This is a genomic window from Cellulomonas chitinilytica (assembly GCF_016862675.1).
Lineage (GTDB): Bacteria > Actinomycetota > Actinomycetes > Actinomycetales > Cellulomonadaceae > Cellulomonas > Cellulomonas chitinilytica.
This window is the reverse complement of record NZ_BONK01000018.1, coordinates 1-26,022: the sequence shown is the minus strand read 5'-3', so window position 1 is coordinate 26,022 and position 26,022 is coordinate 1. Positions and strand designations below refer to the sequence as shown.

Genomic DNA, 26,022 nt, shown 5'->3' with positions numbered 1-26,022 from the left:
GGCTCGGTCCGTATTCGCACCGCCCGCGATCACTGCCCCGCCCTCGCCCATCCAGCGCCAGAGCACTGCCCCACACACCTCTTGCATTCGCGGTCGTTCAGCCGTCAACCACTGAACATCGAGGTGGCCGCACAGCCTTTCGGTGAGCGTGACGATGTCGATCCACAAGCTGACGGCCGGCAGCGGCTACGACTACCTGACCCGCCAGGTGGCCGCACAGGACGTGACAGAGAAGGGACACAGCAGCCTCGCCTCGTACTACTCGGCTAAGGGCGAGGCGCCCGGCACGTGGATCGGCGCCGGTATGGCGGGGCTCGCCAGGATGGCGGAGGGCGACGAGGTCACGGCCGAGCAGATGCGCAACCTGTTCGGCGCTGGCAAGCACCCCCTGGCGGAACAGCTGCGCGCGATTGCCTCCGAGCAAGGACTGGACGCGAACGGTCAGGAGGCAGCCGCGTCGCTCGGGACTCCGTTCCGGGTCTACGCCAACGACGTATCGGAGTTCCGCCGGCGTCTTGCCCTGGAAGTCACCGCCTTCAACACCGCTCGCGGCCTGCCCGGCGACACGTGGGTACCAATGCAAGCCCGCGCCGACCTCCGTACCAAAGTCGCCACGGCCTTGTTCCGCGAAGAGTTCAACCGCGACCCCGCCGATGCGCGCGAGCTCGCTGCAGCGATCGCCAAGCACTCTCGGCCCCGGACCAACGCTGTCGCGGGCTTCGACCTCACGTTCTCCCCCGTGAAGTCCGTCAGCACCCTGTGGGCACTGGCAGACAAGCCGACTGCGGCACGTATCGAGCACGCCCACCAGGCGGCAGTCCGCGACGCGCTGTCGTACCTCGAGCGGAACGCGCTCTACACACGTCAAGGCACGAACGGCGTGCGGCAGGTCGAGACCCGAGGACTCATCGCCGCCGCCTTCACCCACCGCGACAGCCGGGCCGGCGACCCCGATCTGCACACCCACGTGGCGATCGCCAACAAGGTCCAGACGCGGGCCGACGGACGCTGGCTCGCGATCGACGGCCGGATCCTCTTCGCGGCCACCGTGGCCGCCTCGGAGACGTACAACACTGCGCTCGAGCGGCACCTGGGCGACCTCCTTGGTCTGCAATTCGCCGCTCGTCCGACTACTGACCGCTCGAAGCGGCCGGTTCGTGAGGTCGTCGGAGTCGACCCGGTCCTTGCTGACCGGTGGTCATCGCGTCGCGCCAGCATCGAGGCCAGGCGCGCCGAGCTGGCCACCCAGTTCCAGAACACCCACGGCCGTCCGCCCTCACCTATCGAGTCCATCCAGCTCGCGCAGCAGGCGACCTTGGAGACGCGCGAAGCGAAGCACGAGCCACGGAGCCTCGACGAGCAGCGGTTGGCCTGGGCTCGCGAGGCCCGCCAAGTTCTCGGGTCCGACGAGGCCGTGGAATTGATGACGGCACACGCGCTGCACCGGGCAGACGCTCGTCCGGAACGGGTCGACGCCGCCTGGGTGCGCCAGGCGGCGCGTGCCGTGCTCGACGCGCTGCAGGTACGCCGCTCGCACTGGAAGCGGTGGCACGTGGAGGCCGAGGCCCTCCGCCGTATTCGTGGCACCGACGTGCGCACCGAAGACGTCGAGAACGTCGTGTCCCTCGTCGTCGACGAGGTCCTGACGCGACACTCGGTGCCGCTCACAACATCAGGCGACGAGCTCACCATCGGCCGCCCAGGCGCCCCTGCTGCCGCCGCACGCCGGTACGCGGACGAACCGGCCGGGGCCGCATCGCTCCTACCCGCCGCGCTGCGCCGCAGCGACGGTGCGAGCGTCTACACCGTCGCCGGAGCCCAGCTGTTCACGTCTCCCGAGCTGCTCACCGCGGAAGCGCGAATCGTCGATCACGCGAGTCACTTCGACGGCCCCAAGGCCAGCCCGGCAGCGGTCGAGGCCGCCTTCGCGCAGTCGGCTGAGGCCGGCCTTCCACTCAACGCGGGGCAGGCCACCTTGGTGCGGGAGATGGCCTCCTCAGGCGCTCGGCTGCAGCTCGCGATCGCACCGGCGGGCGCGGGCAAGACCACCGCGATGAGGGCACTCGTGGCGGCCTGGCGTCACGACGGTGGGGACGTGGTAGGGCTGGCACCGTCAGCCGCAGCGGCCGCCGTTCTTGGCGACAGCACAGGCGCCGCGTCGGACACCATGGCCAAGCTGCTCCACGACCTCGAACAGAGCGGGGAGCGACTGTCCTCCTGGGCAAAGGACGTCGACGAGTGCACCTTGATCATCGTCGACGAGGCAGGCATGGCCGACACGCTCTCGCTCGACCGGCTCCTCACGTTCGTCGCCGAGCGAGGCGCCAGCGTCCGCCTCATCGGCGACGACCAACAGCTCTCCGCGATCGGCGCTGGCGGTGTGCTGCGCGACATCCGAAGCACGCACGGCTGCTTGCAGCTCTCCGAGCTCATGCGCTTCAGCGACCCTGCGGAGGCTGCTGCCTCGCTCGCTCTACGCGACGGTCTTCCGGAGTCCATCGGCTTCTACCTGGACAACGAACGTGTGCACGTCGGAGATGTGCACACCCTCATCGACGAGGTCTTCGACGCGTGGGCCGCGGACCGCGCTGCCGGCCGCAACTCGATCATGCTCGCGCCGACCAGGGAGCTGGTTGGCGAGCTCAATCGGCGTGCCCACGCGCACGCGTTGGAGGGCACAGCACCGACGACGTGGACCACGCTCTCCGACGGCAACGCGACCTCGGTCGGAGACACGATCATCACTCGCACGAATGACCGCCGGCTTCGCCTGACCGCATCCGACTGGGTCAAGAACGGAGACCGCTGGACCATCACCGACATCCGACTCGATGGCTCGGTCACGGCCCAACACCTCGCGCACGGTATGCGGATCACGCTGCCCCCGGACTACGTCTCGAAGAGCGTCGAGCTCGGCTACGCCTCGACCATCCACGCCGCCCAAGGCCTCACTGCCGACGCGGGGCACACGCTCCTCACCGGGCAGGAGTCCCGTCAGCTCGTCTACACCGCTGCGACGCGCGGCAAGGGAGCAAACCACCTGTACCTGCAGCTCGTCGACGACGGCGACGAGCACAACGTGATCCGACCTGAGCACCTGCATCCGTTGACCGCTACGGACGTGCTCGAACGGATCCTCGCCAACGACGGAGCGGCTCGGTCGGCGAGCACCATGGCGCGCGACGAGATCGACCCAGCGGTCCAGCTCGGCGACGCCGCCGCCCGGTACGCCGACTCCCTCTACGTGGGTGCCGAGCAGCTCGTCGGAGCCGACGCCCTGTCCCGGCTCGACGCGCAGGCCGACACAATCCAGCCGAACCTCACGGACGCCGCAGCCTGGCCAACCCTGCGCGCCCACCTGGTCCTCCTTGGCGCCGTCGGCGTCGACCCCGTCGCAGCACTTCGGCACGCTGCGTCTCGCCGCGAGCTGAACTCTGCCCTCGACGTCGCCGCAGTGATCGACTGGCGCCTCGACGACACTGGCCTACGCAACGCCGGACCTGGTCCGCTCCCCTGGCTCCCAGCCATCCCAGAGCAGCTGGCCCTCGACGAGGAGTGGGGCCCTTACCTGGCCGCGCGGGCGGCAAGAGTGCGTGACCTGGCCGCCCAGGTCGTCGATCAAGCGGTGACCGACGTGAGCGCCCCGGCATGGGCACGCAACGGACAGCACCGGCCCGGCAACGACCTGCTCGCCGATGTCGCTGTGTGGCGGGCCGCGAACCAGGTCCCCGTGACCGATCATCGCCCGACTGGCGCACCCCAGCTCGCCACCGCTCTGGCCCGTTGGCAGCACCGCCTCGACCGGCGTCTCGCCCGCGCCCACACCCCGGCCTTGAAGGAGTGGGCGCCGCTGCTCTCCTCGATGATCTCCACCGCCGATCGCGACCCGTTCGTCCCCGTGCTGGCCGAGCGACTTGCCGCGCTGACGCGCGCCGGCATCGATGCCGCGCTTCACCTCCGGTCGGCCTACGCCCAAGGGACCCTGCCCGACGACCACGCCGCGGCAGCCCTGTGGTGGCGCATGTCGGAGCGGCTTGCACCGGCCGTGGCGGCGCAAGTCACCTCGAACCACACCCTCGTCGCGCCCTGGACCTCGCGACTCGACCGGCTGGTCGGGGCCGACCAGGCCACAACCATCCAGCACAGCCCTTGGTGGCCGGCACTCATCACCGCAGTCGAACGCGCTGCGGCGCGCGGCGCGGCGGTCGAATCTCTCTTCACAGGCGCCGCCTTCTCCGAGCACGACGACGTCGATCCTTGCCAGGCGTGGGTCTGGCGGATCTCGCTGCTCGACGAGGGCCCGCCGTCGGCAGACGTCGACGTGGTCATGCCCGTTGACGGCCCGGACACAGCCAACGTGCCAACCCTGCCGTGGGGCGACGCCGAAGGGACGCACGTCGCGACATTCGAGGCTGCCGACGCGGCAGTGCTCCCCGGCGAAGAACCACCGACCTACGAGGACGAACCGTCCGACGAACACTCCGAGCACGAGCTCGGCGACGCGACCGCCGAAGCCGTCCTGACCATCGCCGCGTTGGCGCGCCGCAACGCTGGCGTCCTTGCCCCCACCGATCAGCAGATCACGGCAGACGCGACACGCGAGTTCGACGCAGCGATGGGCCCCGTGAGCGGCGCGCGCATCCTCGAGCTCAACCAGCTGGCGCGTGACTTCTATGCCTCGCGGTTCGGCGGATCGTGGGCCCAGAACTACCTGGCAAGCCGGCTCGGCGTGGACCTCGCCGGCGATCCCCACGTGCAGCCTGGGTACGCACCCGGAGGCTGGACAACGCTCGTCGACCACCTGCGTCGTCTTGGTGCCACAGATCTCGAACTGCGCGAGTCCGGGCTCGCCTCTGTTGCTCGTAACGGTCGCCTCATCGACAGGTTCCGCGACCGCCTCGTCCTGCCGATCACCCGACTCTCCGACGGCGAGCTGCTGCCGCTCGGCTTCGTCGGCCGACGCCATCCTCGCCTCGACGACTCCACCGCTCGCGATCGCGCCCCGAAGTACCTCAATACCCCCGACACCGCTCTCTTCCACAAGGGAGCACAGCTCTACGGTGTGCGGTCAGACCTGCTGTCCAGCGGCGGGCGTCCAGTCATCGTGGAGGGTCCGCTCGACGCGATCGCCGCCGCGCTCGCTGACCCCGGTCACCTCGTGGGACTCGCCCCGCTCGGAACCTCACTCACCGAAACCCAGGCTGCTTGGTTGGCGCAGGTCGCACACGAGACCGGAACCCGCCCTCTGGTTGCCACGGACGCCGACCTCGCAGGCTCCAGGGCCGCACAACGGGCCTTCTGGCTGCTCGCGCAGCACGCGGTCGCGCTGGACTCCGCATCCATGCGGCTCGGTTCGGACCCGGCCGAGCTGCTCCAGACTGACGGTGCCGAAGGACTGCGCGCAGCCCTGACGCGCAGCGCTCCGTTCGCCGAGTCCTTGCTCGATGAACGATTGAAGAACCTCTCCGGATCGAGCGCGACGCGTGCCGCCGTCACTGTTCTCGCTGCCGACGCCCCGGAGACGTGGACTGATGGAAGCAGGCGGATCGCGGCCGCCGTCGGGACCGACATCACCGGCGTCCGGCGCGCGCTGGCCGACGCGGTGACCCTCTGGGAAGCAGACCCACGTCGCGTCGCAATCGGGCAGATCGCCGAGATCTCCGCCGTCCATGGCGGCGCCGGCGGCGTGACTCCAACGGCTTCGGTGCTGTCCGAAGCAGATGCGCGCCAGACGCCAGCCTCCCCGTCGGGCACCCCTGCTCGTGGGGCCCGTTCGACTCCGCCGCGCTGAGATGCACTGCGAGTGACTCTACGAACAGCGCAGTTCTCAAGGCTCAGACCACTTGGCTGCCGCGCCGACGCGCGTCAGAGCGAACATCGTCGGTAGATCAGGTAGTCACGTGGGCGTTGCGACCAAGCAGCATTCTCCCGCGCTGGACCAACCGATCGGGATTGCTCCGACTCATTCGTCGCGCGACAGACCCTCGGGCGCCGGAAGTGCCGGCGGGATTCTCTCGGTCCCATCCTCGACGAGTCGGAGTCGATCCGACAGTCGCAGCAGGGCCTGCAGTGAGCCGAGGGGCAACAACTCGTCCACAGCCTGGCTCACTTGAGTTCGCGTAGGCCCGTCGACGCCGAGCTCGGCCACCAGTCCTGCCCTGAGGTGCTGGTTGAGCTCGACGATCGCTTCGGCCTGAGATTCGACGATTGAAGCCCGTGCCTCAGCTTCGCGCGCGCGCTTTCCCGATGCGACGCTCCGCCCCGAAGTCCCGCAGGAACTTCCCAACGAGCAACGTAGCGCCAAGAACGCCGGTCCCTCCTAGGAGCTGGACCCAGGTCTCCAGAGGGTTCGCGAACGACAGATACGTCACCTGGGTGCTCGCGGGGGTCGGCACTACGGCAAGGGTGCCGCTGACTTCGCCAGATCTCGACGCTTGCCGCTGAACCAGCATTTGCCATGTTCCGTGGCGAACGGGTTCTCCACGGCGTGGAAAATATGGGCCGTCGCCGCGACGATTTCCCCGGTTAAACGAGCCTCGCGCTTGCCCGAACTCTTCTAGGAACCAAGCGGCGTCCGTCTCGACCCGGCCGGACTCGGTGTAGCGCAAACCAAGTCCTAGTGCAAGATTGTGGGCAAAGTCGAGGAGGACCGAAAGATCCTCCAATTCGTCTTGAAGACGAGCGACGGAGATCGTTCCCAGGTCACACACAAGGCGAACCGTTGGAACCAGTGCGGTCTTTACGCGAACATGCGCCATGGAAAGAGGGTACTGGGAAGGCTCCCGGCTGGTGGGGCCCAGGCACCTCCGGGCCAGCTGTTGAGATGCAGTACAGAGAAACCGCGGCTGAGCCGCGCGTCTGACCCGGGACCAGTCGATCGCGGTAACCGACGAATGATTGGAGCCGCTACGTGAGGCCTTGCTTCTTCCACAACTCGGCCAGCAGTGCCTCGCCGCGTTGCTGTAGGCGCTCTGCATCCTCGCTGTCGGGCTCGTTGATCACGATCCAGACGTTGACCCGGCCGTCGCCGACGTTGGACGCATGGGTTATGACCTTCAGCCTGAGCTGACGCGCCGCCTGCCGGCCGAGCTTGCGAAGCCGCGGCACCTCGTCCACCTGCCATGTATCGAGCGTGACGAGGACCTGATGGTCGATCTCCAGCCGCGTCCTAAGTTGCTCAAGCAGCTGTTCATCAGTCTGCGATAGCTCCATGGAGCTCATTGTGCACCGGCCCGAGCAGGCAGCCGCTGCCGAACAAGCTCCTGGGCCGGGTGCAGCTTCGGCACGCTGCGGGGCTCGACGGCGCCTGTTGTGAGTGGTCGGCCGCGGCCATCCTTGCGGCGCTGATCTTAGATGCGGATAGTCTCGGGTCGGTCAAACATGCCGAAGGCTTCGATCCACGCGGGCTACTCGTCGTCGACAACCTCGCCGGCCTCGGCGCCGAACCGACTGCTCTCGACTACATGCAGACTCGGAAGCGACGTCCTGGCCGTTCCTGAGCGCCGCGCGCCACCCGGCTGCGGGACACTCTTGGGCGGCTCTGCGGGATCGGCGATAGTCGCTACGTCGGACCGAAAGTTGGCCATCCGGTTGCCCGTCGCCTCAGCATTCCGAACGAGCCTGCCTTGCACGGGCCGTGGCTCATGATTGTCAGCGCAGTAGGTCTTTGTCCGCTGAGCCATGCGGTCGAGGAAGGCGGGAAGGGCATACCGATGCCATTCTTCGAGCGAATCTGACGTCAGCGCGGTCGCAGCACGACGACGCAGATCGGCGAGCACTGCAAGCTCGTGAACCAGGTGTGGATGCCGAGGCCAGCACGCCGGGATCATCGCGCCCGCGTCCCATACGTACTCGGTGTTGACCCAGTTCACCACCTCGTCGAGCCACTGCCACAGTTCGCGGCGGAGGTCCCGATCGACGCAGGTCGGAGGGTCCCACGGGCGTGCGAGCAGAGCTGGATTCCCAAGCGCCCTGCGCTGCTCTGCGGTGCCGGTGAGGGCGACGTCGAGCTCGTGGAACGCGTGGAGCACTCGGCGGCCCGGGCGCGGGAACGGCAGCGCCATGGCCTGTGGCCTCGGCCCAAGAATCGCATCACGCTGCTCGGTCACGAAGCTGGATCTTCGTGATTGCTCGCGAGGCCGCGCTGCCGCGACTCGGCAAGCGCGGCGAGTGCCCGCGCCTGAGGCGCCACCTGACGCCCCCGGGTGACGGTGATGCGCTCGCGCACGGCTTCCTTGGCCGCGAGCAGTCGGGCGCCGTCCCGGCCGTCGATGCAGCGGTCGAGCTTCGCGATGATCGGTGATCCGTTCTCGGCGAGAACGAGTGCGTGGCGCTCGCGCAACTGTCGGATCTCGGCCGGCGTCATGATCGCGATGTCCTCGGAGCTGATCTGGCGCCCGCCCATGCGTCCGCTCTGCCAGCTGGTGCGGGTGACCCGCACTTCGCCGAGCAAGTCCGACACTTCTCGGTTGAACGCGACGTCCTTGGATCCGCCGAACACGACGAGGTTGTTCGTCAGTCCCAGGACCGTCCGTGCCTCTTGCTCGCCGAAGACGGACGCGAGCTGCGGCCATGTCTGCGCGGCCCAGATGAAGCTGAGCCCGAGGGCGCGTTCGTTGGCCATCCGAGTGCGGAGGGTCGGCAGCGGCGCCGTCGATGGCAGTTCGTCGAGCATCGCGACGAACGGCGGACACAGTCGACCCCATGGACTCGTGTTCGCATCCGCGAGCGCTGTGTCGAGCACGTGCTCGGCGAAGGCTGTCATGAGTGGAGATGCCGAGGCGTACGGATCCTCGCGACCGAGCAGGTACAGAGTGCCTCCGCGCGCGATCACGTCGGCGACGTCGGTCGCCGGCCTACCCGCACCGGGTACACACCGTCGCCGGATGTCGGCCTGGAAGAACAATGCCATCGCCTGCTGCACGGTCGTCACGGTGTTCCCGGCAGTGCGGTCGTCGCCGTGCAGCGCTGCGTCAAGCAGTCCCGCCCAGAACGGTGCGGCTGACGGGTGGGTACGCAATATCTCGAGCGGCAGCATGGCGCTCTGCGGGCGCGACACCCATGCCAGGACGTCCTCGAGCGAGCGGCCGGACAGTGCCGCGGCGTGGAAGAAGCCCTGCAGCACCTTTGCTGCCTCCGCCGCGTAGAACCGCGCTGCGTCGTCGCCGTAGCCACCCGCCACGGCACCCTTGACCGTGCCTGCGGTGAACGCCTTCGCACGCCGCTCCGCGAGCAGCGGGTCGACGCAACCTCGGATCGGATCCCAGACGACTTCCGGCAGGCCAGGAACGAGACCGAAGGGGTCGAGCACGACACACGGCCGGCCGTCTGCGGCGCGGGCAGAGAACGACAGCAGCAGGTCGTCGACCTTGGTCAGGGTCGTCATCGCGGCACCGGGTGCGCCAAGCAGCGCCGGCACGAGCAGGTCGAGGGTCTTGCCCGAGCCCTGAGGGCCGATAACTCCCGCGGTCCGATCCCAGGGCACCCACAGCTCTCGGCGGCTGCGAGGTTCGCTCGCGGTGCCCAGCCGCCAGCCAACCTGTGCGGGGGCGAGCCGCGCGAGCTTCCACTGCCGGCGCGCGCCGGCGGCAATGCTCGTTCGCACGTTGCCCATCACGCGGGTCCGGAGCCGTTGCGCCTCGTCCGGGTGGTCACGCTTCTGTTCCCGCAGCTGTCGGCAGGGACTCGACACCCGCGTGCTTGCCGTACAGATCCGGGCGCACCACGGGCGCCGCCCGGCGCAGCCGCGTACGACCTAGCACTCGCTCGGCCTCCGTCGTCGTTGCCATTCCCTGCACCCGGCTCGGCCCCCAGCGGGCCAACGCTCGCTTGGTGACGACGACCAGTCCGACGATGAGTGCGAGCTCCACAACTGCGCCGCAGATCCAGAGCAGCGTCGGCGTCGCGGGGTGCTGGATGCCGGAGAGGCCCGCTGCCGAGTGACCATGCAGCAGTCCACCCAGGCCCGCGAAGACGTGCTCCCGATCGGCCACGAACACCCAGCCGTTGCCTGCGAACAGGTTCGCGATAGCCCGGCCGGCCAGCAGACCGAAGAACAGAACGCTGGCGACGCCGGCGAACACACCGACGGGGATCTCCCAGGTATAGGGGTACGGGTCGGTTCGACGAGTGCGCTGCATGGGGTCCCTCCGGGGTGTGCGTGCGCTCGCCCACCGAAAGCACTACGCGCCCGCGCCGCGCTCAACGTTCACGCCGCCGCCCCGACCCGCCAGATCGAGAACAGGTGATGCGTCTCCCACGCAGCGTAGGAGTAGTTGCCGACCTCGTCGCCGCCCGCCTCGACGGTCAGCTTGCGCGTCGGGTCGAGGACGATCATCACGTGGCCGACCTGGTTGGGTCCGAGGTAGGAGTCGGTGAAGACGAGGTCGCCTGGCCGTTCTTGACCGAGCACCACACGGAACCCGTTGCCGTGCGCGACCCAATCGTGCTGAGCCGATGCCGTACGCGGCAGGGTGATGCCGATCTGAGCGAATGCCGCCCGGGTGAAGCCAGAGCAGTCCCACTGTTGCGGGCCGGCCGCCCCGTAGACATACGGCTCACCGAGGTGCGTCTGAGCCCAGGTCAGCATCTGGCGGACCTTGTCGTTGCTGATCGGCGGCAGCGCGGGGTTGCCCTCTCCCCCGGCCCCGCAGGCGTCAGGGTCGCCGGCGATCACCCCACCGCCGTACGCGGTGGCGTAGAACAGGACGTCGTTCACGTACCACTGGGCGTGGTTGTATGCGAACAGCGCTCGCCGTACGCCGTCAGGCCCCCCACTCGCTACCCCGGCCGCGGTCAGATAGTTCGCCGCACTCATCACCGAGTCCGCGTCGTTGCGGATGTCCGCGATGCCGTCGCCGGAGCCATCCACTCCATATCGACCCCAGGTCGCCGGCATGAACTGCATGAGGCCCTGCGCTCCGGCCGAGCTCGCCGCGCGCGCACGGCCGTGGACGGTCTCCTCCATGCCGATCCCCGCCAGCAGGGCCCATGGCAGGTGGTACCGATCCGCGCCAGCGACGTACATGACCTTGATCCGCTCAGGCACTGGCACGGGTGGGTTCTTGAGCGAGGCGAGTCGCTCAACGCCGGGCGCAGGCACTTCGAAGCCGATCCCGCCCTCCCCCTGTCCGGACACGTCGGTGACGGCGGTGATCGCACCGACGCCTGTCACGTCGCAGGCTGACTCAGTGGCCGCCTGCGCCCCGATCGCCACGATCAGCGCCGCACCTATCAGGACCAGGCCGGCCAGCACGGCCACCGCGGCGACCAGGGCACCGAACGCCTTGAACATCTGGCCCCCAGCGTCAGGCGGCGCCCTCGAGCGCGTCGTTCGTCCACGTCAGCCCGTGCTCTGGAGGAGTCAGCCAGGTCTCGACCTTGAAGGGGCGATCCCCGACCAGCCACAGCGCTCGTCCCTTGCGCTGCATCGCCCAACCTGTCATGACGTCCGTGGCCTGCTGTCCCAGGCCGAGCATCGTGTCGAGCTCGTGCGCGACCGCCGCCTTCTGGCCGTGCAGAACCTTGATGTCTGCCAGGTGCATCAGGTCCCGGGCGATGTTGGCGGCCTGCGATCCGTCATCGCCGACGGTGAGCATGTCCGAAGGCTTGTGCCCGTTGACCCACTGGATGTCGCCGCCCTTGCGGACTCCACCGCGCGACAGCCGCAGATCGGCGTCGAGCGACTTGACCGCTTCCACGCCCAGCCTCATCTGCTTCCACGCCTCGTCCCGCACCACGATGCGGAGGTCGCCGGCGGGTGCGACTTCCCGCATGCCTCGCCCCCAGCTGTTCAGGCACATCAGCGCGATGCCGACGGCCTCGTCGCCGAGCGGGTCGAGCCGCGACAACGACAGCGACTGAATCGGAGCCTCCCAGTCGATGTCGATGTTGGTGTGCGCGTCGAAGAGCCCGGCGAGGGTCCCTGACACGAGCTGCCCGAGCGCGTCGCGGAGCAGCCGGGTCTCGTCGAAGAAGTGCCGCCGGTCGGCGTACCGCAGCTCCTCGATCAGGCTGTCGCTGGGCTCGTCCAGTGCCTGCCACAGATGTGGGATCGTCGTCTCGGTCAGCGTCGTGTTCGCCTGGCTGTAGCCGGTCAGGTCTCGCAGGGCGACCTTGACGATCGCCTCCTCGGACGGACCGAACGGCACCCTGATGTCGCCGATGCGCTGGCTGCCGACCAGGCCACGCACGAGGGTGAGCCATCGCCCGAACACCACCGCCGCTCGCGCCTTGGCCTCCTGCGCGCTCAGGTGCTCCCAGCCCAGCGCCAGTGGCCCGAAGGCGATCGGGTTGATGCGTGCAAGCATCCCTGGCCCCAGCGCGAAGGGCTCGACGCCGAAGAAGTGGCACAGCCGCTCGTACTCGTCCTTCGGGTCGCCCAGGATCAGGGTTCGGTACCCGAAGTCGGTCATCCGGAGGCAGAACACCTTGGTGGTCGCGGACTTGCCGACACCGGGCTTTCCCATGGAGAAGACGTTCGGGTTGGTGCAGGGGACGTCGTCTCGCAGCACCCACCCGAGTGGGTCGGCGTAGAACGCCGACCCACTGAGCACGTCTACCCCCATCTGTGCACCGGTCGGCGGCAGCCCTGGGCCGGCGATGAGTGGCCACAGCACGGGCGCCTGGTCGGACGTCATCTGGTATGCGACCACGGGCGCCTTCGCGGGTGCCCACCCCCGCCCGGCTCGCGCCTTCCCGCGCTTGGGCACGTACCGGAACAACCGGGTCTCCTTGCCCGGCGCCACGGCGGTGGCCACCCGCGGAAGCTGGTGGCCGAAGTCCGACAGGAGCCGCGAGACGTCCCGGCCCCTCCCACGCGCGGTCATGCGTCACCACGGCGGGTCAGGCTCACACCCAGCGGTACCACCGAGGCGGCGAACGCGACGTCCTGGCTCAGGTCGAGCCGCAGTGGTGCGAACCCTGCGCGCCGGATCGCCGCGTCGAGCTGTCGCCCGTACTCGGAGATCCGTGCCGTCTTCGGCGCGGTCACGGTGCACACCGCGTACGGCTGGATCAGGGCGCTTCCTCGCGACACCTTGGCCTCACGCGCACGGACCTGAGTGACCGCATCCCGGTCCTTCGTGGACTCACGCACCCGCGCCCGCTGCCGCAGGCCCTGTCCCAGGTCGGCGACCCACTCGCTCGACGACGAGCGACGCGCGGCCTTCGACTGGCTAGAGATCGGGTACGCCACGAGGACGGAGCGACGCTCGCCAGGCGCCGATGGGGTCAGGACAGGAGCCAGAGCGCCGAGCAGGGCCCCTCTCGGGGGAAGCTTGATCGTCGCACTGATCGAGTTCCATGCGTCATGGCTGTAGTGCCGCGCGACAACGTCCGCCCCCGAGGGCCCCGCCATCGCCCACGGTATGTCCGCGTTGACCTCGCCGAGTCCGCTGCGGGCCACGAGCGCATCGACGATGCCCGCACGGTCAGCCGGGGCGAACCCAGTCCGACAGGCGACGGCGAGCTCCGGGCTCGTCAGCCACCGCACGTCCGCAGCTCCCATCCCGCCACGCATCTGCGCGTCGACCTCGGCCATCAGCGCATGCAGGATCTGCGCCCGTCCCTCCACCCCGCGACCAGCCTCACGGGCTGCTCGGGAGATCCGCGACTCCGGCACGACGATCGTCACGAACGCCTCGGTGCGCACCGACGCCCGGTCCAGGACCGCCTGCAAGCCGTCGTTGATCTCCCGGACATTCGTCGGCCCACCTGGCCTCCGGTGCCGGGCGATCCACTGGTCGCGCTCGGCACCGTCCTCGGGAACGGTGCGCACCAGGAACAGGATCTCGTCGATGAGCTCGGTGCGGCTGGCCTGATCGAGCAAGTCCGCGAGGCCCTTCGCCATCGCTGCGCGGTCCTGTGCGTCGCGCATGCCGATCCCGGGATGTACGAGCGTGGCCGTCACGGCCCACGTGCGCAGTTGGTGGTTCTGGACGATGGCCACACGGGCGCCCGCGAGCCCGCTCGGTGGGCCCTCGTGGATCTCGACGCCGGACAGCGAGCCAGGCAGATCCGCTTCGGCGAGGTTCTCGGCACGGCCCACAGCCGCCCGCGACCGGTAGCTGGTCCAGCCGGTCGCCCCACCGAGGGCGAAGGCGGCCGTCGAGGTGATCCAGCCGACCGCGGACCGACCACGCACCGGAACGACGGTGACGAGCGTGACCGTGGCACTGACAAACAAGAACAGCCCTGCGGACGCCCAGGCCTGCTGGTGCACGGCCCAGAAGACCGGCAGGCTCGACAGGGCCAGCGTGGCGGCTTGCCACCCCGTCAGCCCGAACAGGAACCATCCGCGTCGAGCCTTCGAGTACTCGTTGAAGATCTCGCTCACGTCGCGTGTCCTTCCTCTCACACCGCTGCGGCGGCCGCCGTCTCGGCCGCGCTCGAGCCGCCGACTGCCTCACCTGCGGCCGAGGCCGGCGTCGCCTTCGCGGCCAGCGACGCCGGGGACGCCGGCATCGGCATCGGAACTTCGGGCTCGCCACCCGGCCCTGCACCGTTGACGTCCGGGACGTCGTCGTCGCCGCGAGCGCGACCGCGTCCGGAGCGAGATCCGGAGAAGTCCGGGACGTAGGTGTTGTGGCCCACCCCCATCTGGTTGGTCAGGTCCGCGCCGACCGCGGCAGCACGGCCCGCGACGCCCTGTGCCATCCCCCACGCGCCGAACGCCGCTTGGCCGTAGCCGCCCAGGGCGCCGCCGAACCCGCCTGCCGCCTGACTGAACCGGTCGTTCGTCGATGCCTCGCCGGAAGCCTCGCCAGACGACCGCCCTGTCCCGTCGGGGGTCGATGCGGCGTCCGACGTTCCGCTATCGCCGCGGCCGCCCAGCAAGCCTCCGACGCCGCCCTGCGCGGAGAGCCCTGCGCGCATCGCCGCACCGGAGCTCGTCCCGGGATCGACGAACGCCAGAAGCTTGAAGAGGGCGAGTGGCAGGAACGCCCCGACGAGGATCAGCAGGATGCCGGGGATCGCGGTACCAAGCGCCGACTGCAACGAGTCGCTGCCACCGATCGCGACGTTCGAGGTTGGCTTCACGGCGATGCCGAGCACCAGGACCAGCAGTACCGGCGTGAATGCTGCTGCGTGGAACCAGCGAAACGCCTTCCAGAACCACCCTCGGCCCCCGTCCCAGACGAGGCCGGCAGCAGCGACCGGCGCAGTCGCGGCCAGCACGATGAGCGACACCGCGCGGGCCAGCATCACGAGGCCGTGCCCGATCGCGCCGAACATCAGGACGAGCCCCATGAGCCCCAGGACCGTCGCCACCGTGCCGTCAGAGATGTCGGCAACAGAGAAGTTCGCCCACGGCTGCCACGCGGCGAACGCGTCGACGTGAAGCAGCGAGCGCATCAGCGCCGTGGTGATCCCGCCTGCAGCAGCTAGAACGCCGACGGAGTAGACACCCCAGAGCGCGCACACCGCGCCGTACTGTGCCGCACCGATCAGCGTCCGTCCGAGCGCCTGCCCGTCGCGACGGACGATCGCACTTCCGAGCCCCACCATGAAGAGCAGCACCACGAGCGCCCCCGCGATCCAGAACGCGACGTGGTAGATCTCTCCGATGGGTCCGGCGGTGCGCAGGTCGGGCATGAGGAGCCAGTCGACGATGGTCAGGAGGAACCGGAAGACCCACAGCCCCGCGTTCCACAGCCCGACCATGGCGACGGTCCATCCGTCCGCGATGGCGTGTGAGGCAGCGTTGCCGAGGTAGGTGAACGGGTTGAGCAGCTCGCCCCAGTCCATGCGTCGTCATCCCCGCTCGGAGATCCACGTGCGCCAACCGGCCCGAGCCGCCAGGTCGGTTCCGGGCCAGGTCGACGGCGCGCGAGCGGGGGGCTCGCCGGCCCCGATCACCCATCGGCGCTCACTGTCCTCCCAGACCATCCGGGCGCAGTGCCCGTAAGCCACGCGCGCTTCGGTCGCGACCATCGCGCGGACATCGAGCAGGACGCACGCGACGACCCACCCGGCCCCGTCGCTGCCCTTGATCTGCGCGCCCACCGGTTCAGCGACAACCATCGTCGTGGGGTCCTCGACATCGGTGCCGGCAGCGCTGCCCAGGAACGCCTGCACGTTGCGCATCAACTCCCAGTCCGAGGCGTCGGCGGGGCCCGGCTCGCTCCAGTGCTCGTAGACGTCTCTTGCGATCGGGATCGACATGCCTTGCAGCACGGTGATCTCGATGGCCGCCAACTGACCGATGGCGCCCTGCGGGGTGGGTGGAAACCCGCTCGGAACCTCAGAGGCTCGAATCTCGGTCGCAGCGGGAATAGTCAGGCTCGGAGCGGGGGTGCTGGACGGCACGCCCCCTCTACCGTCCTGCGCGGAGACCTGAAGCATCGGTTCCGCACTGATCGAGTCACGGCGGTGTGGACCCGAAGGCATCGTGCCCAGCCCCGCCTGGCTGTTCGCCGCGGCCTCCGTCGACGTGGGCTCGTTCGCGACGAGCAGGTACACGGCGAACCCCAGACCGGTGAGCGCTACCGAGCCGACCGCCAGGACCGCCGCGGCCGACAGCATCAACCGCGCCCTTCCCCACGGTTCGATCTGGCCGCGCGGGCTCACTGGACGCATCCCGACCCGGTCATCGCGGCCAGCATGCTCGGCACGACCATGTAGGCGGCCGCCGACACGAAGACCATCACGATCGAGACCACGCCCGCCTTCGAGGCGTGCGGCATGGAGAAGACCCGCCCCGCGACCATGGCGCCGATACCGACCGCGACGCCGACGAAGAACAGGATGATGACGCCCCACAGGACGTATCCCGTGAGCTGGTCGGCGTACTGCTGCGCGCCAGGAGGTGCGACCGGGCACGCGGCGGCGATCACCCCGATGGTCTTCATGTCAGAACCCCTTCGTCGAGTGGTCGGTCGAGACAGATATCCGGCGGGCGATCTCCGCGGCGGCGCGCAGGACGGACGCCGGGAGCGGCGTCGGGTCGAGTCCGCGCGTCGCCAGCCCGTGATGTGGCGGAATCGCCACTACGTCTCCGGTTTCGAGGAGCGCCCTGATGGCGGGCCCGATCGCCGCGTTGAGTGACCGTGGCCATCGCCGAGGCGGTGGCCCGATGACTGCAGCGACGACGCGTCCAGAGCCAACCTGCGCGAGCACTGTCTCCAACTGGCGCAATCCCGGCGTCGTGGCACGGGTGGCGGCGACGATCCACTCAGCGGCCGCGAGGTGCCGGGCGAGCCAACCGCCAGCGGTGAGGACGTCAGCCACGTCCCACCCGACATCGACCACGCTCAGGGCCAACTCAGTGCTCGCGTCGTCGGGAGGGGGAACCGACTCCGGTGTCCAGCGCGCCCCGCCGGCGCGCGCGATCTGGACGCCCTCGCGGCGGCCGACGACCCATCCGGCGGCGGAGGCCCCAAGCTCCGCGGTGGCCGCGTCGGCCAGACCTGAGCGTGCCGCCGGTCCGCACTCAAGCACCCGCGCCTGACCGGACAGCGTCGCAAGGGCCAGCGCAAGCGTGGTGGAGCCTGCTTGCCCGACACAGCCGACGACCGGCAGCACGCGCTCGTGGGGCTGCCACGCACGCGTCGCGCGCTCGTGCTCCTCTGTCGTGACTTTCAGCTCGGAGTCGTCGCCCCGGCCGCGGAACCGCCCATCCTGGACGGCGCGCCACGCTCGCTGCAGCTCGTCGACCATGACGGGACGGCTGGTCGCCGCCGGCGCGTTCATCGAGGGGCCCCGTCGAGCTCGATCCGCCGCAGCTCGATGGCAGCGCGAAGACGGTCGGGTGGCAGCTGTGCGAGCGCGCTCTGTGCGTCGCGCGCCCGTCGCAGCCGCGCAACACCGTCCTCGATCCCGGCCACGGCAGCGGCCTCGTCGCGGGCATCGCGCAGCAGCTGCCTGATCTCGAGCTCGTCGCTCACGTTCATCACCTCGTCACCGAATGCCGCCGCCTCGGCACGCGCGCTCATGCCACCGCGTTCGCGTAGGCGACCGAGAGCGCGTGCACGCTCCGCCGTACCCGACGGCGAACCGTCTGCCCGGAAATGCCACACGCTGCCCCGATGGCATCCGTCGTCCGCGTCGAGCACAGCCCGCCTCGAGCTCCGGCAATCCCGGACGCGCCATCCACGGCGACGGCGACGGACACGAGCAAGTCGCGATCGCTCCGGTCGATGACCCGTTCGGCGACCGCGCAGTCGAGGAGCGCCATCACGTCGTCAGCGCCGTCTTCGTCAGACCCCGACTCTGGGAGATCGCCCATGGTCAGCGGGTCCCACCGCAGCGCCCTCGCCCACATCTCTTCGTTCTTCGTGCGCCGCTTCGACACGCCGAGCTCCTGGAGAACACCGCGACGCGTGTTCCAGAGCACGTTCGCCGCGACCTTCCGCAGTCGGTCACAGGGGAATGTGCGGATCTCGATCCACAGCTGCGCCGCCACGACGTGGTCGATGTTTCCGGCGAGCCCCGCCAGCCGACGAGCAAGGAGGCGCGCTCCCGGCTTCAGCAACCACGCGAGCGTCGCCGCCGCGATCCTGTCGTCCTCGCCCGCACAGCTGGCTCGGCGTGCGAGCTCGTGCAGGATCAGGTCGGCATCAGCTGGGTCCGCGGCGGCGATCCAGTCCGGCAGCTCGAGCAGGTCGCCGACGACCCCCAATCGTGGAGACGCCGCCACCCAGCACGGCCAGGACTGCCGCGCTTCGGCCATCGCACCGTGGTCGGGATCCGTCAGCCCCAGTTGGTCTGCGACGCTCATCGTGAGTTCCTCTCGCCGTTCGGACACGGCGAAATTCCCGTCAGTGCGTCCCCTGATCGGCCTTTGCATGGCGAAGGTCGGCTCGAGCTAGCGGCCTCGCGGGTTCTCTATCGTTCCCCAGCACGCTTGTGACCTGGAGAAACGGGGAGGGACGCGAAGCGTCCCCCTTTGTCCCCCATTCGAGGATGGGTGCGCGCTGGGCCCGAACGACGATCCGGGTGGACCCCCCGTGTCGGTGGGCTGGAAGTGATCGACCGTCGGCTGCACCCCTCAGCTCTGCATGTGCTGTTCATCACAGTTCGTGCCGGTCTGTACCGTTTCAATCGTTATCGGGTGTTCTCATTGCGCCTGGTCACCTGCACGACGCAGGCGCGGAGACGCATGTCATCCGCCTCGACCGTGGACCTGTTTCCGGACCCTGAGGAGCTCGCATGATCGGCCGTCGTCTGAAGGCAGGGGTGGCGTTGGTCGCTGCCGGCGCCCTGCTCCTCGCCGGCTGCACCGACGAGCGGGACGGGAAGAAGGAGGCCGACAAGGCCGCCGAGCTCCCGACGAGCATCGCGATCCACCCACTGTTCGTGCAGGGCGACTCGGGCGGCGTGGGCTCCGAGGTGATCACCCGCGAGCCCACGGACGACGGGACCTTCCGGATCGACTTCTCCGAGGACGAGGTCGGCGGCATGGGTGAGGCGTCGAGGGCCGCGTCCTGGAACGCGGCGATCGTCTCGACGCTGCTCACCGGCGAGCCCCTGTCGGGCCGCTTCGGGTTCGAGATCAGCGGCCGGATCGACGGCCCGAGCGCAGGCGCGCTGAAGACGGTCGCGCTCGTCGCGCTGCAGAACGGCGACACGATCGACAAGACCGTCACGATGACCGGCACCATCAACGCGACCGGCACGATCGGGCCTGTCGGCGGGATCCCGGAGAAGCTGAAGGGTGCCGCCGAGGAGGGCCTGACGAAGGTCCTGGTGCCGCTCGGCCAGCGCAACTCGACCAACGCGGCCGGCGAGCAGGTCGATCTCGTGCGCGAGGGGGACCGGCTCGGCGTCGAGGTCGTCGAGGTCGGTGACATCTACGAGGCGTACCCGCTGCTCACCGGCGAGAAGCTTCCGGCGCCCGCCCAGGCCGGCGAGCCCCGGCTCGACACGCGGTCGTACGACAAGACCGACGCACAGGTCGACGCCGCGCTCGCCCGCTACCAGACGGCGAACAACGCGTTCAACGGGCTCCCGCTGGAGGTCCAGACGGCCATCTCGTCGACCCTGCTGCCCGACAAGGCGGCCGCGGCCTTCGACCGGGCCACCGACCTGCAACGACAGGGGCTCGTGGCCGGCGCCTTCACCAAGGCCCAGGAGGCCGCGGCGCTCATGGAGACGCTGCTCGCGGTGGGCTCCGCGTTGAACCCGCTCTTCACGCAGGGCCTCGACGGGCTGCCCGTGATGCTGCAGACGATGACCGACATCTCCCCCGCGGAGCGCCGGTTCTTCTCGTTCCTCGACCAGCTCTCGACGTACGAGCCAGCGACCCTGTCCGACGTCGAGGCGGTCACGACGGCCTACGGCGGGGCGTTCGACGCGTACTCGATGCTGTCGTTCGCGACCGCCGAGCTCCAGCAGATCACGGCGACGTACGAGCAGGGCGCCTACACCTCGCTCGAGCAGCTGTTCACCGACCTCACGCTGCCCCTGCTGTACGCGGAGCTCGCCAAGGCCGAGCTCACCAACACCCAGGCCGTCTACGAGGTGGGCCGCGAGAACGGCGGCGCCGCCATCCGCGAGGACCTCGACCTGCGTCAGGTCGGCGACTTCTTCCGTCGCGGCGCGGACGCGAACTTCGCGGCATTCTCGACGTCCGGGGTCGTCGCGCAGCTCGCGGAGAGCAACGGCGTCTCCACCGACCTCGTCATCAACCACCTCGCGCAGTACGACGCGAACATCGCGCTCTCGGTCAACCAGTCCGTCGTCGCCGAGGCCTTCGCCGACTACATCGGCGAGGGGAAGCCGAACGCGTCGTACGCGATCATGGGCTACGGCCTGAGCAACTACGTCCGCAACCAGCTCCTCGTCGAGAAGTACTACAACAACGCGATCGTCGACGAGCAGTACCAGGTCGTCGGCCTGCAGTTCGAGGGCGCCCTCGACAACGCCCTCGACCTGGGCCGCGCGCAGCTGTCCGCCGAGATCGACCACCTGCGCACCCACGAGAGCCCGCCGGTGATCTCGGTCGGCCAGTACGAGGCCGGCGGGGTGTTCCGGGCCGACGGCGCCCCCGCCGAGCGGTTCGACGCGCTCTGGTACTACAACAGCGGGTTCCTCCTCACCCGGCTCATGTCCTACCTCGGAGGCTTCGAGACGCCCGACGCCGACGACACCTCGACCAAGAAGGACCCGGTCCCGTCGGAGAAGGCCACGAAGCCCTCCGACGACACCACCGAGGACGACACGTGACGGGCGGCTTAGGCCGCGATCCCGCTGCCCCCGGTCCGGGCCGCAGATCACCTGATCCGCCCTCGGGCGCAGGTGCCGGTGCCAGCGGACCTCCAGTGAGCAACCCTGCTGGGATCGTGCCCGCTCCGGAGCCGGTCGATGCGGGTGCGGTGCGGGGTCCGAGCGCGGTCCTTGAGGTCTGCATGCGCTGCATCGGTGTGCTCGCAGTTGTGAGCCTCGCCCTGGGGTTGGTCATCGGCCTCGCGCTCAAAGGTCTGCCCGGGGCCGGGGCCGGTGTCTTCTTCGCCTGGTGGAGCTGGCTCGTCGCGAGCGTCCTGGTCATGCTCGTCGGGTGGCCGGCGGGGTTGCTGACCTCTCACCTGCTTCGCCGTCAGGCGCGCGAGTGGGTGCACGTGACGGTCTTCGCCGTGGTGGGTGGCGTGATCTGCCCGCCGTTGTTCTGGCTCTTCATGTTGACCGTTGACGGGCCGGACCCGGTGTTGATCGCCGCCGGCGGGGTTGCCGTTGGTGCTGTCGGCGCCGGGGGTGGTCGCTGGTGGACGGGCGCTGCTCGGCGTGGCCGCCTCGCGCACCCTGTGGAGGCAGCACAGCCCGGCGTCGAGAGATGAACGAGCTGCGGCGTCGGTCCGCCGTGCGCAGCGGGCAGCGACTCCCCCGCCCGCTGCGCCTCCCTCAGGTACGGGATGAAGCGGCCCTCTTCGGCTGGGCGTCGCGCAAGCCGAAGAGGGCCGCCAAGCTGTCACTCAGTGGGCGGACGGGTGGACGACCGGGGTCAGGAAACCCGCCACCCGCCGACAGCGAGCCGTGTGCCCGGGCTCCACGAACTGACGAAGCACGGTGCACACCGCGTCGGAAGGCGCGTGTCGATCGAGCGGACGTGCACGGGCTGAATCTCTGAAGGCCCGGCGGTCGCTCCCACACCGACCGTCATGGTCCGGCGACCAAGCGGGCTGCCGCCGTCATGCCGTAGACGACCGAGTTGGGTTGGCTCGCGTCCACGGCTCCACCGTTCGCGTTGATGACGTGGCGGATCCCACCTCCGAAGTAGATGACTGCCGTTGTCATCGACTGGAAGTGGACGGCGTCGGAAGTCGGCGCCTGGATGGCGCTCGCCGCGTGCACCGGCTGACCGGCGAAGGTCGACGGCATGAACAGCGTGTAGATCGCCAGGCCCTTGGCGTCGTGGACCTTGACCCCGCTGGCGACCTTGTAGGAGGCGTACCCCTCCGATGTGCCGTCCGACCAGGACTCCTGATTGGGCGGGTCGTAAGGCATCTCGCTCTGATAGAAGACGGTGGTCCCGCGTTCGCCGTTCCAGACGACCTGGTTCTTCTGGGTGTGCTCGACGAACAGTCCGAGCGCGGTGACGTCGGCACCGTTCACCAGGAGTCCGGTGTCGACGGTGTTCGATGTCCAGCCGACGCCGGCACCATGATCGGCTCGCCACAGCCAGCAGCCGTCGAGGATCACGCGGTCACTGTTGACCTCGAGCATGGTCCTCGCAGAGCCCTCCTGGGCCCCGCCGACTCGAACGAAGACGTCGCTGAGCGCAGTGGGGTTCACGGCGTCTCCGACGTGGGTCGCACCTCTCGTCCCGACCTGGACGAGGACGTCGGTGCCAGAACTGGCGTCGATCATGATGCTCGAGACGACGACGCCGGGGACATCGCCGATCGTGATCGCCGCAGCGCCGCCGGAGGGGGCGAGCGTTGCGTACCCCATGCCCAGAACGACAGTGTTGGCGCGGGTCACCTTGATCGGCCCGTTCAGTCGGTACACACCGGGGGTGAGCAGCAGATGCTTGCCCGAGGCGAGGGCCGCGTTGATGGTCGCCGCCGTGTCGGTCGTCGGCTTCGCGATGTAGAACTTGCTCACCGGGATGCGGACGCCGGCGTTGCTGGCCGTCGACCAGTTCGCACCCGACGTGGTGGTCCGCGCCGAAGGAACGAAGACTTCGTAGACGCCACTGTTGATCGTCAGGAACGGTGCGGGTCGGGATGTCGGCGTGGTCGCGAGCGTCGTGGTGCCGCCCGCGCCGAAGTTGGTGCGCGGTGCGCCGGTGACGCCGGAGAACACGAGATTGACCCCGTCACCGCTCCAGCTCCCGATCTGGCTGTCACGCGTGTAGTACTGCGCCTGGGCCGGTCCGGTGGTGCCATCATCGCTGATGACCGTCCGGTCGACCTTGCTGTCTGCGAGCTCCGTGCCGAACGCGTTCGCGCCGTACTGGCCGGTGAGGTCGAGGTTGCCGAGGATGTGAACGCGACGCAGCGGAGACGCCTGAGAGGTCGCCCAACGCATCGTGTGCGGCGCTTCGATCCCCTCGGGCCTGGCGCGCTGCGCGTCGGCACCGACTGGCCTCTGGATGGGGTTGACGGCCAGGTTCGCGAGAGACCGGTAGAACACCGTCAGCGAGTCCGACGTGCCGTCGGCGGCCTGGTTCGGTTCCGCGTGAAGAGCGCCGTTGATCTTCACGTCGTCCGGCGAGGAGCCGAGTCCGGCGATCGACGTGTAGTAGCCGACCTGGGTGTTCACGATGCCGGTGGCGGTCGCTGGGTCGTCCTGACCGGCGGAACTGCCGTAGGTGCCAGGCTTGAAGTAGACCGCGTGACGGTTACTGCTGAACTCCGGCTCGTTCGCAATGCTCGCGAGGTGCGAGTTGATCTGGTCGACCGGCGTGCTCGGGTCGAAGATCTTGACGTTGGGGCCGAAGTCTGGCGTGGTGCCGGAGGCCAGCGCAGGGGGCGCCATCATGCCGCCGAACGCCGAAGCTGCGGCGAACCCGACAAGGGTGAGGGTTGCTGTACGCGATCGGGTGCTGGTTCTCCTGATCTGCACGATGCGTCCTTTCGGAGCTCGTTGGTTGCCGAGGCTCGGGGGATGTGAGGTGCCGACGCCGATGCCTCGAGTCGGCGTCGGATGAGTGGGGTGCAGTCGACCTGCGCGGCCGCGGCCGTCCGGAGCCGCCCCGGACGGCCGCGGCGCATCACTCGGCGACCTGCGTGCGCGTCATGCGGCGGCCGAACAGCACCGCGATCACCGCTGCAAGTCCACCGACGAGGCCGACGGCTGGTTCCAGCCCTCCGACGGCCGCGGTGAGGGCGCCCATGATCAGCGGCGTGAGGAACTGGCCACCGAAGAACGCTGACTGCCACAGGCCGGTCGACCGGCCACGCTCCTCGAACCGGACCGTCGAGAGAGCCCAGGTCACGAGCGACGGGAGCAGGAGGCCGGATCCGGCCGACGCGACGATCGCTCCGATGATGACCCCGGGAAGACCCGGGACGAGGAAGATCGCGCCCATGCCGAGCGCCTGCAGCCCAAACCCGACCGCCAGGAGCGCGGGCTTCGGGCGGTTCGAGACCCGCGCGAACGCCAGCGCTCCCCCGGCGGTGGCCAGGGACGCGACAGCGGCGACGGCGCCGATCGTCTTGGTGTCGTCATCGGCGACACCCGTGCCGACGACGAGGTAGCTGACCTCGATGATGAGCACGTAGAAGGTGAACCCACCGAAGAGGGTCACGACGAGCGGCAGGCCAAGCTGCCGCCATGGCGTGCGGACCTTGACCGCGCCGCTCGCTGCGGCCTCGAGCTCACCTTCTCCAGTCGGCTCCCACAGCGAGAAGATCATCGGCACCGCGATGACGATGCTGACCACGTAGACCCAGAACGGGGTGTGCCAGCCACTGACCCCGAGCGCACCGCCGAGCGCGATGAACACCGTGGCGGCGAGCGTGGTCACGACGGTCTGCAGGCCGAGGTATCGGTTGCGACGGCGGGGCTCGTGGAAGTAGTCGATGATCAGCGTCGTGCAGACGGTCATGATGGCCGCTTCGCACAGCCCGACCAGGACTCGGCTCGCAAGGATCGCGTGCAGGTCGTCGAGCCACACTGGAGCGGTTCCAGCGCCGGCGTAGAGGAACATCGCCGCGATGAGCAGCGACTTCCGCCCGAGACGGTCGACGATCTGCCCGGCGAACGGTGCGAACAGCGCGATGATCAGGGCGGGTACGGCCACGATCATCGGGACGAGGACGTCTGCGGCCGGAACCGCCGCGAACGCCTCGGACAGCTGAGGAAGGATCGGCGTGATCAGGACCGATCCGAGGACCGGCATGCAGCTTCCAGCGAGAAGCAGAACCGCCTGCCATACGCCGGCCTGACGGAGTGCGGTAGGCCTGGTGGCGATGGAGCTGTTCGTCATTGAACCTCCAAGGGGATGCGGAGGCCCGGCGTCTGCGTCGACGTCCTGGCATCTCCCAGTGCCGGCCGCGTCGTTGCGGCAGCGGGGAACATTCGACGGCCGGCGTTGCAACCGTGGCAACGGGTCATCTGCTGATGCTGGACATCACGAAGTTCGATGCCAAGCCGCGCAAAAATGGGCTACAGGCGTGGTTGAATCGATTCATGCAGAACACGACGACGACGTCTGACTCCGCCGCCCAGTCTCTGATCACCCGTTCCAACCGCCTCGGTGCCGACCCTCGGAACACGAACTACGCAGGCGGGAACACGTCCGCGAAGGGCACGGCGACCGACCCGGTCACGGGCACGGACGTCGAGCTGCTGTGGGTCAAGGGCTCGGGCGGCGACCTGGGCACGCTCACCGAGAAGAACCTCGCCGTGCTGCGGCTCGACCGGCTGCGCGCGCTCGTGGACGTCTACCCGGGCGTCGACCGTGAGGACGAGATGGTCGCCGCGTTCGACTACTGCCTGCACGGCAAGGGCGGCGCCGCGCCGTCGATCGACACCGCGATGCACGGGCTCGTCGACGCCGCGCACGTCGACCACCTGCACCCCGACTCCGGGATCGCGCTCGCGACCGCCGCCGACGGCGAGAAGCTCACGCACGAGATC

Annotated in this window: 19 protein-coding genes; 4 read left to right on the top strand and 15 right to left on the bottom strand. The window is 69.2% G+C overall.

The window, feature by feature from the left end; all coding sequences use genetic code 11:
- Positions 1–142 precede the first annotated feature (142 nt).
- On the top strand, positions 143–5,791 hold the full coding sequence (gene mobF, locus Cch01nite_RS20335; protein ID WP_203758333.1) for a MobF family relaxase: 5,649 nt from the start codon (positions 143–145) through the stop codon (positions 5,789–5,791).
- Between the two features lie 1,115 nt (positions 5,792–6,906).
- Here the strand turns inward: mobF and Cch01nite_RS20330 are convergent.
- From Cch01nite_RS20330 to Cch01nite_RS20270, 13 genes are all read right to left on the bottom strand, one after another.
- A complete protein-coding gene (locus Cch01nite_RS20330; protein WP_203758332.1) occupies positions 6,907–7,212 on the bottom strand; it encodes a hypothetical protein in 306 nt (101 codons plus the stop codon).
- Positions 7,213–7,406: 194 nt separating this feature from the next.
- A complete protein-coding gene (locus Cch01nite_RS20325; RefSeq protein ID WP_203758331.1) occupies positions 7,407–8,108 on the bottom strand; it encodes a hypothetical protein in 702 nt (233 codons plus the stop codon).
- Entirely contained in the window at positions 8,105–9,613 is a 1,509-nt protein-coding gene (locus Cch01nite_RS20320) for a type IV secretory system conjugative DNA transfer family protein (protein WP_203758401.1), read from the bottom strand. Before Cch01nite_RS20320 ends, Cch01nite_RS20325 begins: the two co-directional genes overlap by 4 nt.
- A gap of 37 nt (positions 9,614–9,650) precedes the next feature.
- Positions 9,651–10,139, bottom strand: a complete 489-nt coding sequence (locus Cch01nite_RS20315) for a hypothetical protein (protein ID WP_203758330.1) — start codon at positions 10,137–10,139, stop codon at positions 9,651–9,653.
- Between the two features lie 68 nt (positions 10,140–10,207).
- The gene (locus Cch01nite_RS20310; protein ID WP_203758329.1) at positions 10,208–11,293 is read right to left on the bottom strand and encodes a C40 family peptidase; all 1,086 of its coding nucleotides are present in this window, start codon (positions 11,291–11,293) and stop codon (positions 10,208–10,210) included.
- A 13-nt stretch (positions 11,294–11,306) separates the two neighbouring features.
- Positions 11,307–12,758 carry a putative type IV secretion/conjugal transfer ATPase gene (locus Cch01nite_RS20305; protein ID WP_239071152.1) on the bottom strand — a complete coding sequence of 484 codons (1,452 nt, stop codon included), beginning with the start codon at positions 12,756–12,758 and terminating at the stop codon, positions 11,307–11,309.
- A gap of 65 nt (positions 12,759–12,823) precedes the next feature.
- Positions 12,824–14,335 carry an SCO6880 family protein gene (locus tag Cch01nite_RS20300; protein ID WP_203758327.1) on the bottom strand — a complete coding sequence of 504 codons (1,512 nt, stop codon included), beginning with the start codon at positions 14,333–14,335 and terminating at the stop codon, positions 12,824–12,826.
- Positions 14,336–14,352: 17 nt separating this feature from the next.
- Positions 14,353–15,747, bottom strand: coding sequence for a hypothetical protein (locus Cch01nite_RS20295; protein WP_203758326.1), 1,395 nt, complete (start codon positions 15,745–15,747; stop codon positions 14,353–14,355).
- A gap of 6 nt (positions 15,748–15,753) precedes the next feature.
- A complete protein-coding gene (locus Cch01nite_RS20290; protein ID WP_203758325.1) occupies positions 15,754–16,569 on the bottom strand; it encodes a hypothetical protein in 816 nt (271 codons plus the stop codon).
- The gene (locus Cch01nite_RS20285; protein WP_203758324.1) at positions 16,566–16,850 is read right to left on the bottom strand and encodes a hypothetical protein; all 285 of its coding nucleotides are present in this window, start codon (positions 16,848–16,850) and stop codon (positions 16,566–16,568) included. Before Cch01nite_RS20285 ends, Cch01nite_RS20290 begins: the two co-directional genes overlap by 4 nt.
- A gap of 1 nt (position 16,851) precedes the next feature.
- Positions 16,852–17,658 carry a hypothetical protein gene (locus Cch01nite_RS20280; RefSeq protein WP_203758323.1) on the bottom strand — a complete coding sequence of 269 codons (807 nt, stop codon included), beginning with the start codon at positions 17,656–17,658 and terminating at the stop codon, positions 16,852–16,854.
- A gap of 29 nt (positions 17,659–17,687) precedes the next feature.
- Complete coding sequence (locus Cch01nite_RS20275; protein WP_203758322.1) at positions 17,688–17,933, bottom strand: hypothetical protein; 246 nt, start codon at positions 17,931–17,933, stop codon at positions 17,688–17,690.
- Positions 17,930–18,718 carry a hypothetical protein gene (locus Cch01nite_RS20270; protein WP_203758321.1) on the bottom strand — a complete coding sequence of 263 codons (789 nt, stop codon included), beginning with the start codon at positions 18,716–18,718 and terminating at the stop codon, positions 17,930–17,932. Before Cch01nite_RS20270 ends, Cch01nite_RS20275 begins: the two co-directional genes overlap by 4 nt.
- Positions 18,719–19,149: 431 nt before the next feature.
- Between Cch01nite_RS20270 and Cch01nite_RS20265 the strand changes: the two genes are divergently transcribed.
- Positions 19,150–21,165: a S16 family serine protease gene (locus Cch01nite_RS20265; RefSeq protein ID WP_203758320.1), complete on the top strand. Its 2,016-nt coding sequence runs from the start codon at positions 19,150–19,152 to the stop codon at positions 21,163–21,165.
- Between the two features lie 95 nt (positions 21,166–21,260).
- Complete coding sequence (locus tag Cch01nite_RS20260) at positions 21,261–21,773, top strand: hypothetical protein (RefSeq protein WP_203758319.1); 513 nt, start codon at positions 21,261–21,263, stop codon at positions 21,771–21,773.
- Between the two features lie 319 nt (positions 21,774–22,092).
- Here the strand turns inward: Cch01nite_RS20260 and Cch01nite_RS20255 are convergent, their stop codons facing one another.
- On the bottom strand, positions 22,093–24,003 hold the full coding sequence (locus tag Cch01nite_RS20255; protein WP_239071146.1) for a pectate lyase-like domain-containing protein: 1,911 nt from the start codon (positions 24,001–24,003) through the stop codon (positions 22,093–22,095).
- 148 nt (positions 24,004–24,151) lie between these two features.
- The gene (locus Cch01nite_RS20250) at positions 24,152–25,282 is read right to left on the bottom strand and encodes an MFS transporter (RefSeq protein WP_239071144.1); all 1,131 of its coding nucleotides are present in this window, start codon (positions 25,280–25,282) and stop codon (positions 24,152–24,154) included.
- 290 nt (positions 25,283–25,572) lie between these two features.
- Between Cch01nite_RS20250 and Cch01nite_RS20245 the strand changes: the two genes are divergently transcribed.
- On the top strand, positions 25,573–26,022 hold a 450-nt coding region (locus Cch01nite_RS20245), incomplete at its 3' end, for a class II aldolase/adducin family protein (protein ID WP_203758317.1).

Bases quoted from the DNA above. Each gene is read 5' to 3' on its own strand.
- Cch01nite_RS20330 (WP_203758332.1), bottom strand. From the start codon at position 7,212: ATGGAGCTATCGCAGACTGATGAACAGCTGCTTGAGCAACTTAGGACG.
- Cch01nite_RS20320 (WP_203758401.1), bottom strand. From the start codon at position 9,613: ATGGGCAACGTGCGAACGAGCATTGCCGCCGGCGCGCGCCGGCAGTGG.
- Cch01nite_RS20315 (WP_203758330.1), bottom strand. From the start codon at position 10,139: ATGCAGCGCACTCGTCGAACCGACCCGTACCCCTATACCTGGGAGATC.
- Cch01nite_RS20310 (WP_203758329.1), bottom strand. From the start codon at position 11,293: ATGTTCAAGGCGTTCGGTGCCCTGGTCGCCGCGGTGGCCGTGCTGGCC.
- Cch01nite_RS20295 (WP_203758326.1), bottom strand. From the start codon at position 15,747: ATGGACTGGGGCGAGCTGCTCAACCCGTTCACCTACCTCGGCAACGCT.
- Cch01nite_RS20285 (WP_203758324.1), bottom strand. From the start codon at position 16,850: ATGAAGACCATCGGGGTGATCGCCGCCGCGTGCCCGGTCGCACCTCCT.
- Cch01nite_RS20280 (WP_203758323.1), bottom strand. From the start codon at position 17,658: ATGGTCGACGAGCTGCAGCGAGCGTGGCGCGCCGTCCAGGATGGGCGG.
- Cch01nite_RS20275 (WP_203758322.1), bottom strand. From the start codon at position 17,933: ATGAGCGCGCGTGCCGAGGCGGCGGCATTCGGTGACGAGGTGATGAAC.
- Cch01nite_RS20270 (WP_203758321.1), bottom strand. From the start codon at position 18,718: ATGAGCGTCGCAGACCAACTGGGGCTGACGGATCCCGACCACGGTGCG.
- Cch01nite_RS20265 (WP_203758320.1), top strand. From the start codon at position 19,150: ATGATCGGCCGTCGTCTGAAGGCAGGGGTGGCGTTGGTCGCTGCCGGC.
- Cch01nite_RS20250 (WP_239071144.1), bottom strand. From the start codon at position 25,282: ATGCCGGTCCTCGGATCGGTCCTGATCACGCCGATCCTTCCTCAGCTG.